This is a genomic window from Sphingopyxis terrae subsp. terrae NBRC 15098, assembly GCF_001610975.1.
Classification (GTDB): Bacteria; Pseudomonadota; Alphaproteobacteria; order Sphingomonadales; family Sphingomonadaceae; genus Sphingopyxis; species Sphingopyxis terrae_A.
The window spans coordinates 3,296,936-3,315,039 of record NZ_CP013342.1; the positions used below are offsets into that span (position 1 = coordinate 3,296,936).

The 18,104-nt window shown below is 65.6% G+C and carries 21 protein-coding genes; 5 read left to right on the forward strand and 16 right to left on the reverse strand.

Annotated features, from left to right (window positions below):
* Window position 1 precedes the first annotated feature (1 nt).
* On the forward strand, window positions 2-1,360 hold the full coding sequence (locus AOA14_RS15680; RefSeq protein ID WP_062902468.1) for a serine hydrolase: 1,359 nt from the start codon (window positions 2-4) through the stop codon (window positions 1,358-1,360).
* On the opposite strand, the gene AOA14_RS15685 is transcribed toward AOA14_RS15680, so the two are convergent.
* The 7 genes from AOA14_RS15685 to uvrC all read right to left on the reverse strand — a co-directional run bounded on the left by AOA14_RS15685 (window position 1,329) and on the right by uvrC (window position 7,907).
* A complete protein-coding gene (locus tag AOA14_RS15685) occupies window positions 1,329-2,120 on the reverse strand; it encodes a LysR family transcriptional regulator (protein ID WP_062902469.1) in 792 nt (263 codons plus the stop codon). The genes AOA14_RS15680 and AOA14_RS15685 overlap by 32 nt on opposite strands.
* A complete protein-coding gene (apaG, locus tag AOA14_RS15690; RefSeq protein WP_040590068.1) occupies window positions 2,117-2,518 on the reverse strand; it encodes a Co2+/Mg2+ efflux facilitator ApaG/CorD in 402 nt (133 codons plus the stop codon). The genes AOA14_RS15685 and apaG overlap by 4 nt, the downstream gene beginning before the upstream one ends.
* Before the next feature lie 17 nt (window positions 2,519-2,535).
* Window positions 2,536-3,741 carry a trans-sulfuration enzyme family protein gene (locus AOA14_RS15695; RefSeq protein ID WP_062902470.1) on the reverse strand — a complete coding sequence of 402 codons (1,206 nt, stop codon included), beginning with the start codon at window positions 3,739-3,741 and terminating at the stop codon, window positions 2,536-2,538.
* A gap of 6 nt (window positions 3,742-3,747) precedes the next feature.
* Window positions 3,748-4,749 carry a 3-isopropylmalate dehydrogenase gene (leuB, locus tag AOA14_RS15700; RefSeq protein ID WP_238929784.1) on the reverse strand — a complete coding sequence of 334 codons (1,002 nt, stop codon included), beginning with the start codon at window positions 4,747-4,749 and terminating at the stop codon, window positions 3,748-3,750.
* Between the two features lie 95 nt (window positions 4,750-4,844).
* On the reverse strand, window positions 4,845-5,582 hold the full coding sequence (gene recO, locus AOA14_RS15705) for a DNA repair protein RecO (protein ID WP_058811392.1): 738 nt from the start codon (window positions 5,580-5,582) through the stop codon (window positions 4,845-4,847).
* Window positions 5,570-5,962, reverse strand: a complete 393-nt coding sequence (locus AOA14_RS15710; protein WP_082819955.1) for a PaaI family thioesterase — start codon at window positions 5,960-5,962, stop codon at window positions 5,570-5,572. Before AOA14_RS15710 ends, recO begins: the two co-directional genes overlap by 13 nt.
* Window positions 5,963-5,972: 10 nt before the next feature.
* On the reverse strand, window positions 5,973-7,907 hold the full coding sequence (uvrC, locus tag AOA14_RS15715; RefSeq protein WP_062903207.1) for an excinuclease ABC subunit UvrC: 1,935 nt from the start codon (window positions 7,905-7,907) through the stop codon (window positions 5,973-5,975).
* A 66-nt stretch (window positions 7,908-7,973) separates the two neighbouring features.
* Here uvrC and AOA14_RS15720 point away from each other — a divergent pair, with 66 nt between their 5' ends.
* Window positions 7,974-8,693, forward strand: a complete 720-nt coding sequence (locus tag AOA14_RS15720; RefSeq protein ID WP_058811863.1) for an SDR family oxidoreductase — start codon at window positions 7,974-7,976, stop codon at window positions 8,691-8,693.
* A 75-nt stretch (window positions 8,694-8,768) separates the two neighbouring features.
* The gene (locus tag AOA14_RS15725; protein ID WP_062902472.1) at window positions 8,769-9,206 is read left to right on the forward strand and encodes a surface-adhesin E family protein; all 438 of its coding nucleotides are present in this window, start codon (window positions 8,769-8,771) and stop codon (window positions 9,204-9,206) included.
* A 63-nt stretch (window positions 9,207-9,269) separates the two neighbouring features.
* Here the strand turns inward: AOA14_RS15725 and AOA14_RS15730 are convergent, their stop codons facing one another.
* The 8 genes from AOA14_RS15730 to AOA14_RS15765 form a co-directional block, all read right to left on the reverse strand.
* Window positions 9,270-9,821, reverse strand: a complete 552-nt coding sequence (locus AOA14_RS15730) for a F0F1 ATP synthase subunit B family protein (protein ID WP_062902473.1) — start codon at window positions 9,819-9,821, stop codon at window positions 9,270-9,272.
* Entirely contained in the window at window positions 9,814-10,314 is a 501-nt protein-coding gene (locus tag AOA14_RS15735; RefSeq protein ID WP_003044101.1) for a F0F1 ATP synthase subunit B family protein, read from the reverse strand. The genes AOA14_RS15730 and AOA14_RS15735 overlap by 8 nt, the downstream gene beginning before the upstream one ends.
* Before the next feature lie 87 nt (window positions 10,315-10,401).
* Window positions 10,402-10,629 carry a F0F1 ATP synthase subunit C gene (locus AOA14_RS15740; protein ID WP_003044110.1) on the reverse strand — a complete coding sequence of 76 codons (228 nt, stop codon included), beginning with the start codon at window positions 10,627-10,629 and terminating at the stop codon, window positions 10,402-10,404.
* Between the two features lie 40 nt (window positions 10,630-10,669).
* Window positions 10,670-11,455 carry a F0F1 ATP synthase subunit A gene (locus AOA14_RS15745; protein WP_003044113.1) on the reverse strand — a complete coding sequence of 262 codons (786 nt, stop codon included), beginning with the start codon at window positions 11,453-11,455 and terminating at the stop codon, window positions 10,670-10,672.
* A gap of 68 nt (window positions 11,456-11,523) precedes the next feature.
* Window positions 11,524-11,844 carry an AtpZ/AtpI family protein gene (locus AOA14_RS15750; RefSeq protein WP_062902474.1) on the reverse strand — a complete coding sequence of 107 codons (321 nt, stop codon included), beginning with the start codon at window positions 11,842-11,844 and terminating at the stop codon, window positions 11,524-11,526.
* Between the two features lie 204 nt (window positions 11,845-12,048).
* Window positions 12,049-12,444: a YdbL family probable chaperone protein gene (locus tag AOA14_RS15755; RefSeq protein WP_062902475.1), complete on the reverse strand. Its 396-nt coding sequence runs from the start codon at window positions 12,442-12,444 to the stop codon at window positions 12,049-12,051.
* Between the two features lie 15 nt (window positions 12,445-12,459).
* Window positions 12,460-12,621 (reverse strand): YnbE family lipoprotein, encoded by a 162-nt coding sequence (locus AOA14_RS15760; protein WP_371830003.1) that lies wholly within the window; start codon window positions 12,619-12,621, stop codon window positions 12,460-12,462.
* Window positions 12,622-12,674: 53 nt separating this feature from the next.
* Window positions 12,675-15,827 (reverse strand): intermembrane phospholipid transport YdbH family protein, encoded by a 3,153-nt coding sequence (locus tag AOA14_RS15765; protein ID WP_062902476.1) that lies wholly within the window; start codon window positions 15,825-15,827, stop codon window positions 12,675-12,677.
* Window positions 15,828-16,027: 200 nt separating this feature from the next.
* Between AOA14_RS15765 and radC the strand changes: the two genes are divergently transcribed.
* Window positions 16,028-16,720, forward strand: a complete 693-nt coding sequence (gene radC, locus AOA14_RS15770; RefSeq protein ID WP_062902477.1) for a RadC family protein — start codon at window positions 16,028-16,030, stop codon at window positions 16,718-16,720.
* A 229-nt stretch (window positions 16,721-16,949) separates the two neighbouring features.
* Window positions 16,950-17,378 (forward strand): nucleoside diphosphate kinase regulator, encoded by a 429-nt coding sequence (rnk, locus tag AOA14_RS15775; protein ID WP_082819956.1) that lies wholly within the window; start codon window positions 16,950-16,952, stop codon window positions 17,376-17,378.
* Window positions 17,379-17,447: 69 nt separating this feature from the next.
* Here the strand turns inward: rnk and AOA14_RS15780 are convergent, their stop codons facing one another.
* Window positions 17,448-17,957, reverse strand: a complete 510-nt coding sequence (locus AOA14_RS15780) for an EF-hand domain-containing protein (protein ID WP_062902478.1) — start codon at window positions 17,955-17,957, stop codon at window positions 17,448-17,450.
* Window positions 17,958-18,104 lie beyond the last annotated feature (147 nt).

Sequence of the window (18,104 nt, forward strand, 5' to 3'; positions counted from 1 at the left end):
TATGAACCGCCTGCACCGCCTTGCTGCAGCTGCCCTGCTCGCCGTCCCCTTGGTCGCGCTGCCTGTCGGCACCGTCCATGCTCAGCCGGGCACAGCCGCACGCGCCGAACAGAGCGCCTTCGACCGCCGCGCCGGTCAGCTCGTCGCCCTGTTCGAAGGGCGGGTGCCCTATGCCGAATATTTTGCGCCTTCCTTTCGCGCGGCGATCCCAGAAGCGCGATTTCGGGAGATCAGCGAAAATCTGGTCGGCCAATATGGCAAGCCGGTCGCGGTCAAGCGAGCGACATCAGACGACGGTCAATCGGGCACGATACTGCTCCGCTTCGAACGCGGGACCGCGACGATCCGCCTGGACGTCGGCCCGGCCCCCGAAGGGCTGGTGCTGGGACTTCGAGTAACCGGATTTGTGGCTGCCAACGATAGCATCGCCGCAGTTGCAGCGGAAATCGCTGCTTTACCGGGCGATACCGGGTTTCTTGTCGCCGAAGTTGACGGCGACAACATTCGTCAGATTGCGGGTTCGGGCACCGATCGGCAGTTTGCTGTCGGATCGATATTCAAACTCTATGTGCTCGACGAGCTCGCTGCGCAGGTGGCGGCGGGTAAGCGGCATTGGGACGATGTCGTCCCGCTTGCCTATCCCAGTTTCTCGTCGGCGGCGACCGCCAACTGGCCGCTCGACACGCCGGTTACGCTGCAAACGCTGGCGAACTGGATGATCTCGGTCAGCGACAATGGCGCCGCCGACACGCTGATTCATCTGCTCGGCCGCAAGGCGATCGAAGAACGGATGCGCGCCGCGGGCAATAGCGCCCCCGCACGCAACACGCCCTTTCTGACGACGGTCGAGGCCTTCGCGCTCAAGGGCAACAATTTCGCTGATCTCCGTTCAGCCTTTCTCTCCGGCAGCGAAGCGGAGCAACGCAAGATCGTCGATGACAATGCCGATCGCTTCACCCTCGCCAATGTTGACGGCGTCAGCTTCGAAGGAAAACCGCGCTTTATCGACAGCCTCGAATGGTTCGCCTCGCCGATGGATGTGGCGCGGGCCTTTGCCGATCTGCGGGCGCGCGGTTCGGCGCCGACGATGGCGGCGCTGGCGATCAACAATGGCGTCGGCCCCGCAGCGGCGGCGGACTGGTCCTACCTTGGCTACAAGGGCGGGTCGGAGCTTGGCGTGGTGTCGATGAGCCTGCTCGGCCAGCGCAAGGCCGACGGCAAATGGTTCGTCGTCACGGCAAGCTGGAACAATGCGGCCTTGGACCTCGACGGCAACAAGTTCGCCGGTCTCGTCACCCGGCTGCTCGCGCTCGCAGCCAAGGAGGGCGTTACGCCGTCAGCGCCGCCACCAGCGCCTTGACCTTCGCCTGCCGCCATTGCGGGGTCGGCGCGACGAGCCAATAGCCGCGTTTCGTATCCATCGCCTCACCCACTTGGCGCACCCGCCCGGCGGCAATATCGGCCTCGGCGAGCATGGCCGGGACGCAGGCTTGCCCCAGACCGTTGGCTGCGGCGTCGATCGCAAGCCCGGCATCGCCCAGCCGCAACGCGGGCTCACCCTCGGCGACGGGGCATCCCGGCCACGCGATCCGCGTGTCGTTGCCGCCGCCAGGCCCCGCAACGGTGACCATCGATGCCGCCGACAGCGCGACGCCTTCATGGTCGCCGGCCCCATCGGTCCAGAAAATCGCGAGATCGAGATTGGCCTCGGTAAAATCAATGCCGCTATCGGCTGACACAAGCGTGAACCGCACGTCGGGCGCCTGCTGGCTGTACCGCGCGAGACGCGGCGCCAGCCATTTGGCGGTCAGGTCGCGCGGCGCGGCGATGGTCAGCGATTGCGACGACTGCCCCGCCTGCATTGCGCGGACCGATTCCTCGAACTGCAAAAAGCCCTGCCGCAGCGCGTCGAGCCCGGCATGTGCTTCCCCCGTCAGTTCAAGACCCTTAGGGGTGCGGCGGAACAGGACGACGCCCAGCATGTCCTCCAGCGCGCGGATCTGTTGACCGACCGCCGCCGGGGTCACCGCCAGCTCGTCGGCGGCACGGGTAAAGCTGAGATGGCGGGCAGCGGCGTCGAAGACGCGCAGCGCGTTGAGAGGCAGATGGGTGCGCTTCATGACGCGGTCGCGGGGGCCACGAGCGGAAAGGCCGGAATTGCCGCCAGCATCTGCGACCCGTCGGTCATTTCCATCACATAGGTGCCGACCATCCCGCCTTCGGGCGTCGGCAGCGGGCATCCCGAAACATAGTCGAACGACCCGCCGGGCGCGATGAGCGGCTGTTCGCCGACAACGCCTTCGCCCTCAACCTCGCTCACCTGCTCGCGGCCGTCGGTGATCCGCCAATGCCGCGTCAACAGCTGCACCGCGGCCTCACCGTGATTTTCGATGCGGACATGATAGGCCCAGAACCAGCGCCCCAGCGCCGGATGCGACTGTTCGGGCAGGTAGCTGACCGACACGCGCACCGTGATCGGCCCGGTTGTCGCGGCAAAGGGGAAGAGGGAGTCGATCATCGCGCCGCCAGCGTCGCTCAAAGCCCGACCTTGGTCAATGCCTGGTCCAGATCGGCGATCAGATCGCGCGGATCCTCCAGCCCGATATTGATGCGCAGCATCCCCTCCTCGATGCCCATGTCGGCGCGCGCCTCGGCGCTGACGCCATAATGGGTGGTCGACGCAGGATGGCAGCACAGGCTGCGCGCATCGCCGATATTGTTCGAAATATCGACGAGTTCGAGCGCGTTCAGAAACGCCATCGCTTGCGCCCGATCCTCGAGGAAGAAGGAGAAGATCGGCCCGCAGCCATCCATCTGGCGCATCGCCAGATTATGCTGGGGGTGGCTGGCCAGGCCGGGATGCAGAATGCGCCGCACGCGCCCCTCGATCGCCTTGCCGACCGCCAGCGCATTCTCCGACTGGCGGCGGGCACGCAGGTCGAGCGTTTCCAGCCCCTTCAGAACAACCCATGCGTTGAACGGCGACAGGTTCGGGCCGGTATTGCGCTGGAACGGCAGCAGCACCTCGTTGATGAATTTTTCCGTTCCGCACACCGCTCCGGCGAGGACGCGGCCCTGCCCCTCCATCAGCTTGGTCGCTGAATAGGCTACGACGTCGGCGCCGAATTCCAGCGGGCGCTGAAGCGCGGCGGTCGCGAAGGCATTGTCGACGACGGTCGTGATGCCATGCGCCTTGGCGAGATCGCACACCGCCTGCAGGTCGACGATATCCATCGTCGGATTGGCGGGGGTTTCGAAAAAGAAAAGCTTGGTGTTCGGCTTGATCGCTGCCTTCCACGCGTCAAGGTCACGGCCATCGACGACGCTCGTCTCGATCGCGAAGCGCGGCAGCAACGTATCGACGAGCCAGCGGCACGACCCGAAGGCCGCTTTCGCAGCAACAACATGGTCGCCAGCGGACAATTGACACAGGAGCGCCGTCGTCATCGCCGCCATGCCGGTGGCTTGCGTCCGGCACGCCTCGGCACCTTCCATCAACGCGATGCGTTCTTCGAGCATCGCAGCAGTGGGATTTTGCAGGCGCGAATAGGTCATGCCCTGCGCCTCGCCGGCAAAGCGGGCCGCGACTTCCTCGGCGCTGTCATAGGTATAGCCGGAGGTCAGGAACAGGGCCTCGGACGTTTCGCCATGTTCGCTGCGCCACGTCCCGCCGCGCACCGCCTGCGTGGCCGGACGCCAGTTCCTCGTCTTGCTGCGATCGAATCCCGTCGTCTTTTTCATCTCGCTCTATCCGTTCAAAGCCGCGACAACCGCATCGCCAAGCGCTGCGGTGCCCATCGATCCGCCCAAATCGGCGCCGCGGCATCCGTCGGCAAGGATTTTCGCTACCGCACTCTCGATGCGCGCCGCGCTCGCCTCGTCGCCGCCCGAATGGCGAAGCAGCATCGCAAGCGACAGGATCATCGCGAGCGGGTTGGCTATCCCTTTACCCGCAATATCGGGGGCGCTGCCGTGAATGGGCTCGTACAGTCCCTGGCGGCCTTCGCTCAGCGAGGCCGATGCGAGAAGACCGATCGAGCCGACGCACATCGATGCCTGATCGGACAAAATGTCGCCGAACAGATTGCCCGTGACGACCACGTCGAACTGCCCCGGATTGCGCACCAACTGCATCGCGGCATTGTCGACATACATATGACTGAGCTCGACGTCGGGATAGTCGGCCGCAACCTCGATCACGACGTCCCGCCAGAGCTGCGAGGTTTCAAGGACGTTCGCCTTGTCGACCGAGCACAGCCGCTTCCGGCGCCCTTGCGCGGCGCGGAACGCGACATGCGCGATACGCCGCACTTCGCTCTCGCTATATGCCATGATGTCATAGCCTTCGCGCTCCCCGGTCGCGGTCGTGCGCATGCCCTTTTCGCCGAAATAGACGTCGCCGTTGAGTTCGCGCACGATCAGCAGGTCAATCGCCGAGGCGACTTCGGGCCGTAGCGCAGAGCTGTCTTCCAGTCCCGCGAACAGCTTGGCCGGACGAAGATTGGCGAACAGGCCGAGTTCCGACCGGAGGCCGAGAATAGCCTGCTCGGGCCGCAAATGACGCTCGACAGCATCGAAGCGCGGATCGCCGACCGCACCGAACAGGATCGCATCGGCCGCCTTGGCCTTTGCGAGCGTCTCGGGCGGCAGCGGGTGGCCGCTGGCGGCATAGGCCGCACCGCCGACAAGCGCGCGGTCGATCGTGATGGGCAACGCCAGCGCGGCGAGAGTCTTTTCGGCCTCGACCATGATCTCCGGTCCGATACCGTCGCCAGCCAGCAGCAGGATTTGCACGTGCGTCGCCCTTTCCTATCTTCGCGAGCCGCTTAGACAGCGGCGGCCCCTCACGCAACCGCCCTGCCCAGCCTGCCGAGCAATCTTTCCCTCACCGCCAGCAAGTCGCGGTTTCGGCCATCGAGAATGTCGCGGTCGAGGAAATGGCCGGTGATGGCAAGTCCGGCGATGACGTCGGCAATCGACGGATCGGCATCGCGGCCGCGCAAAAAAGGCGGCAGTGGCATCAGCCGCGCTTCATATCCAGCCGCGGCGGCGCGGCCGACCGCCCCGCCTGACTTGGGGCTGACAAAGGCCAGATCGTCGGCGGTGCCGGTCGCCACGCATTCGTCGAGGCTGAGCCCGAAACCGAGCTCGGCAAGCAACAGCAACTCATAGCGCGCGAGCGCCGCTGCCCATAGCCGCGCCGCCGGCGCCACCGCAATCGCCTCCAGAAGCGCCGACAGCGCGGCGTAGAGCGACGGGTAGGGCTGGCTTTCGGGAAGCGCCGCCGCGGTCAGGCTGGTCGCCCAGTCGATCGCGGCGGCCGCCAGCGGTTCGGCGAGCAGTGGCGCGCGGCTGGCGATCATTTCAACCGTTGCGCCGCCAAGCTGATCCTCGGTCCGCGCCCGCAGGTCGAGCGCGACGAGGTTTCCCGGCATAAGTATCGGGCGCAGGCGCCGCGATCGCCCCCCGCGCACATAGCCGGCGACAAGGCCGGCGCGTTCGGTGAGGGCGCGCAGGATCGCGCCATGTTCGCCATGCGCCCGAACCGCGCAGACGATGGCATCGGCGGTCAGGCCGGCCAAAGCACCATCTGCGTCTGGGTGACGAGCGCGACCTCTTCGCCCCCTTCGGTGCGGATACGCGTCTGCCAGACCGACAGGCGCTTCCCGATCTTGACCGGCGTCGCTTCGCCGACGAGCACCGACCCGACCGGGCCGGCGCCAAGGAAATTGGTCTTGCTTTCGATCGTCGTCGTGCCGCTTGCGCCGTCGGGCAAGGTCAGGAAGGCGCCGACCGCGCCCAGACAGTCGGCAAACGCCATGATGGCGCCGCCGTGGACGATATTGCCCGCGGTGCAGATGTCGGGCCGCACGGGCAACCGCCCGGTAACGCGCTCTTTCATCCCTTCCTGTATCGTCACGCCCAGCGTTCCGGCGAGCGGCATGGCGGCTGCGAAATCCACGTTCTTCTCCTCAGCTTCCCGGATTGTAGAAATCATAAACGGCCTGCGCGACCGCCGCGCTGACGCCCGGCGCCTTTTTCAGATCGTCGAGGCTGGCGCTGCGGATCGCGCGCGCGGTGCCGAAATGCATCAACAGCGCCTTCTTGCGAGCCGGTCCGATGCCCGGAACCTCGTCAAGCGGCGAGCTGCCCATCGCCTTCGCGCGCTTCTGCCGATGCGCGCCAATGGCGAAGCGATGTGCCTCGTCGCGCAATCGCTGAATGTAGAAAAGCACGGCATTGTTCGGGGGCAGCGTGAATTCGCGGCCGTCGGGCAAATAGAATGTCTCGCGCCCGGCGTTGCGATCCGGTCCCTTGGCGACGCCCACATAAGGAAGATCGTCGATACCGAGTTCCGCGAGCACGGCGCCCGCTGCGGACACCTGCCCTTTGCCGCCGTCGATCAGCACCAGATCGGGCCATTCGCCCTTGTTGCGTTCGGGATCCTCCTCGAGGGCGCGCGCGAAGCGGCGCTGGAATACTTCGCGCATCATCGCGAAATCGTCGCCCGGCTGCGTTTCCGGGCGCTTGATGTTGAACTTGCGATAGGCGCCCTTGATCCAGCCTTCCGGCCCCGCGACGACCATCGCGCCGAGCGCGTTGGTGCCCTGAATATGGCTGTTGTCGTAGATTTCGATCCGCTGCGGCGGTTCGTCGAGATCGAACAGATCGGCAAGTTCACGCCCCAGTTTCGCCTGACTGCTGCTTTCGGCAAGGCGGCGGTCGAGTTCTTCGCCGGCGTTACGCACCGCCTGTTCGAGCAGTCGCTTGCGATTGCCGCGCTGCGGGACGCTGATCTCGACCTTGCGGCCCGCCGTTTCGCCGAGCGCTTCGGCAAGGACCGCGGCGTCCTCGGGCTCGCGATCGACGAGGATCAGCTTGGGGGGCGGCACGCCCTCGTAAAATTGCATGAGGAAGCTCGCCATCACCTCAGGTTCGGGCACCCCCGCGACATGCGCGGGAAAGAAGCTGCGATGCCCCCAATTCTGCCCGCCGCGAATGAAGAAACCCGCAATGCAGAGCTGCCCGCCCTTTGCGGCCAGCGCAAAGACATCGGCATCGCCCAGCCCGTCGGCATGCACCGACTGGCTACCCTGGATGAAGGTGAGCGCCTTCAACCGGTCGCGGAGCACCGCGGCGAGCTCGAAATCCATGGCTTCGGCCGCGCGCGTCATCGCATCGCCCAGTCGCTTCTGCACCGCGGTCGAGCGGCCTTCCAGAAAATCCTGCGCATCGCCGACGAGTTCGGCATAATCGGCCTTGTCGATACGATCGACACACGGCGCCGAACAGCGCCGGATCTGATAGAGCAGGCACGGCCGCGAACGATTGGCGAAGAAGCTGTCGGTGCAACTGCGCAACAGAAAGGTCTTCTGGAGCGCGTTGAGGGTGCGGTTCACCGACCCCGCGCTGGCGAACGGGCCGTAATAGCGTCCCTTGGCACGGCGGGCGCCGCGATGCTTTTGTACCCGCGGGAAGTCATGATCCATGCGGAGCAGGATGAAGGGGAAGCTTTTGTCGTCGCGCAGCAGGACATTGTAGGGTGGACGATAGCGTTTTATGAGCTGTGCCTCGAGCAGCAGCGCCTCGGCCTCGCTTGTGGTCGTCACGATCTCCATAGCGCGCGTCTGCGCGACCATGCGCTGCAACCGCTGCGGCAGCCGCGCGACCTGGGTGTAGTTGGTGACGCGGTTCTTCAGCGCGCGGGCCTTGCCGACGTACAGAACGTCGCCGCGCGCATCGAGCATCCGATAGACACCGGGGCGCACCGGCAGCTTGCGCACGACGCCGCGAATGACCTGGGCACCGCGCTCCAGATCGGGCTTGTCGGCCCCCTCACCCTCGCCGCGGACGACATAGGTGGCCTTCTCTTCGTTGAATCGTTCGGGAGCGTTGGGACGGACCATCATTTCCATGTAGGCGATGGCCGCACGGCCCGCCATAGTGTGGCAGGTAAAAGCATGGAGGGGGCGATGGAATTACACGGCAAACTGGCGCTGGTGACGGGCGGAAGCGACGGAATCGGGCGCGAAATCGCGCTGCAATTGCAGGCGGCGGGTGCCGAGGTGGTCGTGACGGGCCGCTCACCCGAAAAACTGGCGGGGATGCGGGCGCTGGGTTTTGAAACGATCGCCGGCGATCTGTCCGAGCCGGCGGGAATCGATGCCGTCGTCGCGGGGGTCGCAGGGCGACCGCTGGCGCTTCTGGTCAACAATGCCGGGGTCGGTAGCGATTATGAGCTGGACGAGCCGGCGACTCTCGACAGCGCGGCGCAGTGCATCCGTACCAACCTCGACGCGCCGATCGCACTCTGCACGCGGCTGCTGCCGATCCTGCGCGCCCAGCCCGCCGCCGCGATCGTCAATGTGACCTCGGGGCTCGCGATCGCACCGCGCGCCGGCGGTTCGATCTATTGCGCCACCAAGGCCGGGCTGCGCGCCTATACGCAGGCGATCCGCCACCTGCTGCGCGACAGCAATGTGGCGGTGATCGAGGCGCTGCCGCCGGTGGTGGAAACCAATATGACCGCGGGTCGCGCCGGGAAGAAGATGAGCGCGCACGATTGCGCCGCCGAAATCGTGCGCGGCATCCGCACCGGCAAGCGCGAGGTGAATGCGGGGGCGGTGAAGCTGTTGCAACTCGTCAACAGCGTCTCACCCGCCCTCGCCCGCCGGATCATGATCAAATATTGAGGCCGCCAATTTCGGCTTTGCGCGCCTGAACGGCTGTGGCAGGCCGTGCACGGGGCGCACCATCAGGGGGATATTATGCGCATGATTTTTGTGGCGGCCACGCTGTTGCCGCTCGCCACGCCGGCTGCCGCCGCCGAATGGTATCTGGTCGGCGGCAATGATTCGACCCGCACCTATGTCGACCTTGCGAGCTTGCGCGCGCTGAGCGGCAAGATCGTCGGCGACGTGCTGAGCGTCTATGCCAAACCGCTCAACGGCGGACCGATCGTGGGTGCAAAAATTCGCGAGGAGCTCGATTGCGGTGGCAATTCCTTCCGCACGCTCGAATATAGCTATTACCGCGCCGACGGCAGCTTCATCGAGAGCGAACCGTCCGAGACGATCACCGAACACAAGACGCCCGCCGCCAACAGCATCAACGAGGCGATCATGGATTTCGCCTGTTACCGCAAAGGCGGGACCGCTGTCAGCGATCCGTTCAGCGATGCGGCCGACAATTTCGACGAGTATTGACACGAAAAAGCGGGCGTCTCGCTTAGACGAGACGCCCGCTTTTCATGGCCCGATCGGGAAAGATCAGCTCTTGGCGACGGCCGCGATCGCCTTATCGATCAGCGCCTTGTCGGCGCCCGCGTCATGCTTGGCCGCGATCAGCGCTGCGGCCGCATCGGTCGCCGCCTTGGCCGCCGCGGCACGAACCTCGGCAACCGCGTTGGCTTCGGCCGCCGCGATGCGGTCTTCGGCCATCTGCTTGCGGCGAGCGATCAGCGCGGTCGCATCGCCCTTCGCCTTGGCGACGAGCGCTTCGGCCTCGGATTCGGCACGGGCGCGGAGCTCGTCGGCTTCTTTCGCCGCATCGGCAAGCTTGGCCTCATATTCGGCCTTGAGCGATTCGGCATCGAGGCGAAGCTGTTCGGCTTCGCCGAGCTGCTTCGAAATCTCTGCGATCTTCTTGTCGAGCGACGCGCCGATCATCGCCGGCACCTTCTTCCAGACAAGAATGCCGAGGAAGGCGAGCATCGCGATCGACACCCACACGGTAGCGTTAAGCCCGAAAGCCGTCGGATCGGCATGCGCCTCTCCGGCAGCGCCGGCAGCTTCGGATAGGATCACCAGGAAATCAGCCATGCAGCACCGCCTTCACCGCAGCCTTTGCGTCGGTTGCGGCAACTTTCACGCCCGACAGCTTGGCCACTAGGTCGGTCGCCGCTTCGGCAGCGACCGATTCGATTTCCGCCATTGCCGAGGTACGCGCAGCGCCCACATCGGCTTCGGCCGCTGCCAGCTTTTCCGAAAGCTCGGCATCGACCTTTGCCAGACGCTTTTCGGCGTCGCGAGCGGCCTTGTCCTTGGCGTCCGAAACCGCCTTCTGCGCCGCAGCGCGGCTCGCCTCGCTCTGCTGGCGATAGCTCTCCTCGAGGCCGTCGGCGGCCGCGTGTGCGGCCTTGGCCGCCGCCAGATCGTCGGCGACCTTGCGATCGCGCGCGTCAACCGTCGCCTCGATCTTGGGCAGCATGCCGCGGCCGATGACGATGTAGATGCCGGCAAAAACGACCAGCAGCCAGAAAAGCTGCGAGGCGAGATACCAGTTATCAGCGGTTAGCTGGGCTATCTGGGGCATGAAAGGCGAACCTTAAACTTATGAAAAACCTGCAAATCGGTGCAGCCGGTCCCCATCCGAGAACCGGCCACGCCGGATCGTCCGAAATCAGACGACGAAGAGCAGGATCATCGCGACGACGAACGCGAGCAGGCCGAGAAGTTCGGCAGCCGCGAAGCCGATGAACAGGCGACCCTGCTGGCCGTCTGCGGCCGCGGGGTTGCGCAGCGCGCTTTCGAGGAAGCTGCCGAAGACGTTACCCACGCCGATGGCGGCCATGCCGGCACCGATAGCGGCGAGACCAGCACCGATCAGCTTTGCTGCTTCTGCGTCCATTGTAATACTCCTTGGGTGTAAGCGTTTGGTATAAACGGGATTAGTGAAGGTTGACCGCGTCGTTGATGTAAAGCGAGGTCAACAGGGCGAAAACATAAGCCTGGATGCCGGCGACGAGCAGTTCGAGCGCGCTGATGCCGATCATCAGGATGAAGCTGAGGACCGAGACGATCGAGCCGAGCCAGACGGTTTCGGCGTTGAAGCCGTTGATGACGAAACCCGACAGCACCTTAAGCAGAACGTGACCCGCCGTCATTGCGACGAAGAGACGCAGGCCGAGGCTGAAAGGGCGGACCATGAAGGACACGAACTCGATGGGCGCGATGATCGGAATCATCGGCAGCGGCGTGCCGTGCGGCACAAAGAGCGAGAAGAAGTGCAGGCCATGGCGCCAGAAACCGACGACGAGCACGATCGCAAAGCTGACCAGCGCAAGAACCCCGGTGATCGCGATATGGCTGGTCACGGTGAAGGGATGGATGCCGAAAACACCAAGCGGCAACATGCCGAGCAGGTTGCAGAACAGGATGAACATGAACAGCGAGAAGACATAGGGCGTGAACTTGCGCCCTTCGCTACCGATATTCTGCGTCATCATGCTGGAGATGAAACCCGTGAAGCCCTCGACGGCGGCTTGCCAACGGCCGGGAACGAGCTGACGGCGCATACCGCCCCACATGAAGATGCCGAGCGTGATGGCCGCGACAACCATCCACAGCGCGCTGTTGGTGAACAGGATTTCGTGCCCGCCCAGATGGAAACCGCCGCCGAGCGGGGTCACCTCGAACTGGTGCATCGGGTCGATCTTGCCGGATTCCGCCGCCACTCTTCACTCCACGCGCATTGCGGGGCGGCTCATCGGGCCGTCCCGCCAGAAATTCCCTTTGATCCGCGCTACTTGCGTGGACCCGAAGCGATGCGAATGATGTTCCGGAACGCCACGACGATCCCCATGAACAACATTCCCAACAACCCCCAGGGCGACGTGCCCGCGATGCGGTCGATCAGCCAGCCGAACAAGGCGCCACCGATCAATCCACCCAGCAGTTCCGCCAGCACCCGGTTCCCGAGCCGGTAATTGGCATCGGATTCCGGACTGGCGGCGCCTGCGGTCCGTTTCGCTTCTGCGGCTTCGGCCCGGTCCAATCGCTCTTCGAGCGAGACCAGGCGCGAATCCTCCGAAGTTTGATCCGGATCGCTGCCCTTCCCCGTCATCTTCCGCCATCCTCCTGAAACAGAACCGAAAAGAATCGGTGCCGCCCGCGAAAAAGGCCCGGAAAAAGCCGGGGGACCCCTAAGGCGCGGCCCGTTTAGGAACGCCGCCCGATTAAGTCAATGCCCGTGCGCAGGCGCACAAAAATGCCGCCGCGTTTAGGGGCGCGGCGGCATAATGAGGCACGAAGGCCTGCTGCTAATTCGTCAGTTGGCGGCGCAACGCGGATCGCGCACCGGCGGGCTGCTGTCGCGCGTCAGCCATTTGCCGTCGGGCGTGCGGTATTTCTCGCCCGGCGCGGTCTTCAGGATCAGATTGCAACCCGTCACAAAGGCGAACTGTTCGATCGTGCTGCCCGCCGGCGCGTTGCGCGTATAGGCGTCCTTGCGCTTGATATTGATGTCGCTGACCAGCTTGCGCACTGCATCGGTCGGCGTGGTCACAAAGCCGAGGTAGCCGTCGGGCTGTTCGCCGATCAGGCCCGCAGCGCGCGCATTTTCATAGGCGGGGTCGCGCTGTGCCAGCGCCGGCGTGACCAGCGCGGCGACCGCTCCGGCGGCGGCCAGCGCGGCGATTGCGGGTTTGAACATCTGCTTCATCATCTTGTTTCGTCCCTGTCAGAAGATAGAGCCATTTTGTTCGATCAGCTTTTTCGCGTCGCCGTCGATCCTGTACACCACTTCCTGCTGGATGCGGATATTCAGGTTGATCTCGATCGGCTTGTCGGGCGCTGACACCTGAACGCAGCCGCCGAGGCCCATCGTTCCGATCGTCAGCAACAGACACCGACCGCCTATGGCCGCTCTCCTCATCTTTCCTATCTTCCTTACCGTCATTGCACGGGCTCGCTTGCTGGAGGCTGAACGGGCGCCGCCTTCGCCGCTGCGGCGGCTTCGGCATCGCGCTGGGCTTGCAAGAGCTGCGACAAATTCTGCTCCACCAGGACCGATGGATCGTAAAAGCTCTTTGCAGAGAATATCAGGCCGCGGAAAGGCCCTTCGACACGAATGTTGAAGATCAGCGGGATTTTGGCGACCTGATCGACCAGGAAATTGCGCTTTGCGCCGATACCCTGCCCGATCCCGCCGAAGCGGATTTCGGTCACCATTTCGCCGTCGAGGTTGCCGTTGAGGACAATCGTCAGATCGTCATATTTCAGCGATCGCAGCGCCCCGAACGCAAAATTGGCCATCGTGCCGAGGTTGTGATTGGAAAGTTCGCCAACATAGGCGAGCGTGCCGCCGCCGTCGCGCGCGTCGATCCGTCCGTTGACCACGCGCCCGCCGAGCCCGTCGAACTCGACCGGCAGCGTCCCGTCGAACTTGCCCGTCGCGTTGATATTCTCGAACCCGAACTGCTGAAGGAAAACCGCGGCATCGACGCCGACGACATCGAACATCAGGCGGCGCGGCTGGGTGGCGCTGAAATCGAGCGTAGCGGGGTGCAGCAGAAGCTCGCCGCCAGCGAACGGCCAGCGCCCACCCTCGATCCGCACCCGATTGCCGCCGAGGAGCTGATAGTCGATCTTGCCGTCCACGACAGGAATGCCCGGATTGACTTCCTTCAGCGCGACGGTCTGCCCCGGCGCCGAATGGAGCCCCAGCAGATCGTCGAACGTCAGCGTCGACGTCAGTCCGGTCACCGGGCCGAAAGCCGCGGCGAGGTCGGTATTGGCGGTCGCAAAGGTGCCCCCGCTCGTGACGCCCTCGGCATTCCACTCGATCCGCCCGTCGCCGACGACCGAACCCTGGACATTGGCCACGACGCCTTGCGCAAGCGTCGTGAGCTGTTCGGGCTGGAAATTATCGTCAAAGCGCAATTCCTTGACGATCAGATCGGCGGCGCCGCTGCTGTCGGCAAAGCGATGGCGGATCACCGTATCGAGAATCTTCTTGCCGCTTTCACGTTCGTCGAAACCCGCCCTTGCGTCGATCACGCCGTCGGCGAAACGGAGATGCGCGTCGCGGCTGATCAGCGGCGCAAAGCGCTTGTCCGCCGCCGCATCGGTCAGCACCAGCCCGCCGTCGAGCGTCAGCGCGCCGTCGGCCCAGCGCCAGTTGCCGGCAATCTCGCTCATGCCGAGCGGGACGGCACCGATCTTGCCCTGCGCATCGGCAAGCGTTCCGGCCATCCCCTGTCCGCCCGCCGCGCCCGAAAGGCGTCCGGCGGCGAAATGCGTCATGCTGTCCCCGGCCCCGATCCGGACATCGGCGTTGGCAAGCGACCAGCGCCACCGCGCCAGATCGACCTCGCCGGGACCGCTGTCAAAAGCAAAGGGTGACGCCCCGCTGGTGCCGCGCAGCTTGAGGCCCGGAAGCCGGACGGCACCGCGCACCCCCGCGGATCCCACGCTGAACAGCGGCGCACCGGGGGTGCTGCACAGGTCGATACCGTTATTGACAAGGCGCAGCCCCGACACGTCGATCTTGTTCGCGGTGACACGGTGGCAGCCGCCGTTGAACGCCATCCCGCCGGTCGCGGCGATGGCACCGGCAATCGGCACGCGCAGCCTCTCTACGCGCCCGCCCGCAAGCGGCCCCGACAGGGTGGCGCTAGTCGAAAAGCGCATCGCGGCGCCCGGCGCGCTCGAAAAACGCACCGGATCGAGCGCCAGACGCGCGCCGCCCGCCTGATAGGCGTCGATTTGCGCCAGCCCGGTCATGTGGCCGTCGGCACGGCGGTCGAGTTCCATCGCGCCGACCGGAAGGCCACCGCCGCCGAAGGTCCAGCGCCCCGTTGCGATGACCTCGGGCCGCGGCGCGGCGAAGAGATAGCCGATGCGGCTGTCGGCGCTGCTCGCGAAGCGTGCGCCGCTGCGGCTCGACAGGCTGGGCGCGGCAAGCTCGAAACGGAGCGCCTCGCCCTGCCCGGTCAGCGCGATCGCCGCTTCGCCGCTTGCACCCGCGAGCGCTGCGGCGAAGGCGGTCGCCGCGCGGTCGCCGATCGGGCCGAGCGGGGTACCGCCCAGCGCCGCGGCGCTGTCCGCGACCGACCGGCGCAGACGCGCGCTCGCGCTTGCATCGGCGAAGCGCAGCCGGCCGTCGAAATTGGGGGTGACGTTGCCGACCGCGCCCTTGCCCTCCAGATGCACGCCGCTCGCCGCAAAATCCGGCCCGGCCAGCTTGGCAACATCCGCCACCAAGGTCAGCCCGGTGCGATCGGCGGTGCCGGTGAAGCGGCCCTTCACGCCGACCCGCTCGGCGGCGAGCGCGGGCATCATCAGGCGCTGGACCAGCGCGTCGGCGGTGCCGTCCCATTGCTGCAGATTTTCGGCAAGCGAGACGTCCAGCGCGATCTGCGGCGCGGCGACCGCGACCGGCTGCGCGCCGCCGCAAGTCACGGCCGCGCCGCGCAACGGCCCAGTCAGCCGCGGGCGCACATCGCGCACCGCGAGTTTGCCGTAGAAAGTGATTCCCGTGCCGCGGCAATCGGCAGCGGCGATATGCGGGGCCACGAGCGCGAGGGTTCCCGCAAAATCGCGGCGCAAATTGCCGCCGCCGTTCAGCGCCGCGCCGACATTGCCCCACGGCGTTTCGAGCCGCGCCCGCGCGTCGCTCAGCCGGACCGCCATGTCGGGCAATGCGAACGGACTCTTGTCGGTTGGGTCGCGAAATTTGTCGAGCGCGCCGAGCGACAATTGCCCATCGACGAAGCGGCCGTAGAGCCGCAGGCCGTCGGCGCGCACCGATGCGACATAGGGCCCGGACAAGCCGAGCCCGACCGACACCTCAAGCACCCGCGCGGTCAGGTCGGGATGCGCCGGATTACCGATAACGACATTGCTGAGCCGCTGGGTCGACAGGCCGATGCGTTCGATCGTGTAGCGTGCCGGCACGCCCTTCTTCGCAAGCTGGTCCTGAATGAAACGGTCGGCGATCGGGGCGCGGGCAACCCAAAGTCCGAGCGCCAGCGCACCGAGCGCGCCCCCGACGATCCACGGCGCCTTGCGCCGTCGCCGCGCGCGGACTGTCTCTGCCTCGCTCACCCGCGGCCGAACCCATCGACCGCCTGTGACGTCACGCCGTCATCATATGCCCGGCCAAAGCTCACTGCGCCTACCATTGCTGTCCCATGCCCATCGGCAACGCAGGGCAAGGCCATTCGATGCAGGAAAAAGCGCCGCGACATAGGCGCTTGTGTCTATGAGCGTTGAGTGGTGCCCACAAGGCGGTTATTGCCTTGACGATGGCCGACGCGCCCGCCCCCCTTCCCGATCATGCGGGCCACCGGTCGCGGCTTCGCGCGCGCCTGCTCGGCGGCGATGCCGACGGTATGGCCGATTACGAACTGGTCGAATATCTCCTCGCGCTTGCGATCCCGCGGCGCGATACTAAGCCGCTCGCCAAGACATTGCTGCGCGAATTCGGTTCGTTCGCACAGCTCGTCAGCGCCGATCCCGAATCGCTGCGCCGAATCGACGGCATGGGCGACGGCACGATCGCCGCGCTCAAGATCGTCCAGCAGGCCAGCCTCCGGATGCTGAAAGGCGAGTTCCGCGAAAAGCCCCTATTGTCGAGTTGGGATGCGCTGCTCGACTGGCTGCGCGCCGACATGGGTCCGATCGAGGTCGAGCGGGTGCGGGTGCTGTACCTCAACTCGCGCAACATGCTGATCCGCGACGAGGTCGCGAGCGAGGGGTCGATCGACCAATCGGCGATCTATGTGCGCGAAGTCGTCAAGCGCGCACTCGAACTCGGCGCCGCGGCGATCATCATCGTCCACAATCACCCCAGCGGAAATCCCGAACCGAGCCGCCAGGATATCGCGATCACGCGCGACCTGGCCGATGCCGCAGGGCGGCTGGGTATCGCGCTGCACGATCATATCATCATCGGCGGCAGCGGCCACCGCAGCCTCCGCGCGCTCGGGCTGCTCTGAATCAGGAGGCCGGAAAAGCCGGGCTTTACTTGCCCGGCCTCAGGCGACATCATCGCGTCATGCAGATTCGGCAGCGCCATCTTCGCTTCCGCCTTCACGCGGGTCAGCTTCTCGCGGGCTTCTAGCCCCGGGCTGTGGCGTGCCATGCCCCGGACCGGGGCAAGATTTCCGAACCATCCCGACAGGAGCGCGGCCGCGCCCTGCCCTTTCCATGCGGAAAGCCAATAGAATGACAGTAGCCAAGACCACCTTGACCAAGGCGAGCAAACGCCCGCCCATTCACATGATCGATTCGGAGGCCGATGCGCTTACCGATCTTGCCCTCGGCATCGAAAAGCGCATGCCGCAGGTCAGCGTACTGCTGATGCGCGAGATCGGCCGTGCGACCGTTCACAAAGAACGCCACGTCCCGCGCGACGTCGTGACGATGAACAGCGAGGTCGATTTCGTCGACGAAGCGAGCGGCGCGGTGCGCAGCGTCCGGCTGGTCTATCCGTCGGATGCCGACATCGCGTCGGGACGAATTTCGATCCTGACGCCCATTGGCGCCGGATTGATCGGGATGCGCGCCGGCAGCGCGATCCTGTGGCCCGATCGCGACGGCCACGAACGGGCGTTGACGATCCGGGCGGTCATGCAGCCGCCGCGCGCGGCTTGACGGCCATGGCGATGCAGCCGCCGGATCGCTCCGACGGCTGCATCGCCCCAAGCGGGGAGGACTGCGAAATCAGGCGCCGCGCGAAAGGAACGCGACCAGTTCTTCCTTGGTAACGCTGCCCGACTTGTCGGCGTCGGCCGCGCCATAAGCCTGATCGATCCAGCTCTTCACATCGGCCGATTCGGGATCAACGGCGGGGTCCTGCGCGGTGCGCAGCTTCTTCATCCATGCGCCGAATTCAGCGGCGCTAAGGTCGCCCGACTTGTCGCCATCATAGGTCGGAAATTCGGTTTCGACGATTTGGGCGATCTGCGCGGGGGTCGCGGCCGCGATGCTCGACGGCGCAGGGCTGGCGGGCGCGGTCTGCGCAGGCGCCTCGCCGGCCGGGGCCATCGTATCGGTGGCCGGCTCGATGGGGACGGGAGCTGTCGTGTCGGTCGGTGCCGGCGCACTATCGGGCATCGGCGCAGCCTCGGGCTGCTCGGTCGGCGGCGTGGTCCCCGGCGACGGCGGTGCTTCCTGGGCCAGCGCGGGGAAACTGATCGCGGCGGCGCCGATCAAAAGAACTTGCTTCAACATTATCTATCTCCTGTATCGACGGCGGACCCGCATCTGTTTGCGATCCGCCGCCTTTTCTGAAGGGGCATGGGGGCAACCGTCCGCGTTCGCTGGAAGTTGCGGCGCGCGGGTGATTGGCGAAGCGGTCGACCCCTGCTAGGGGGCGCC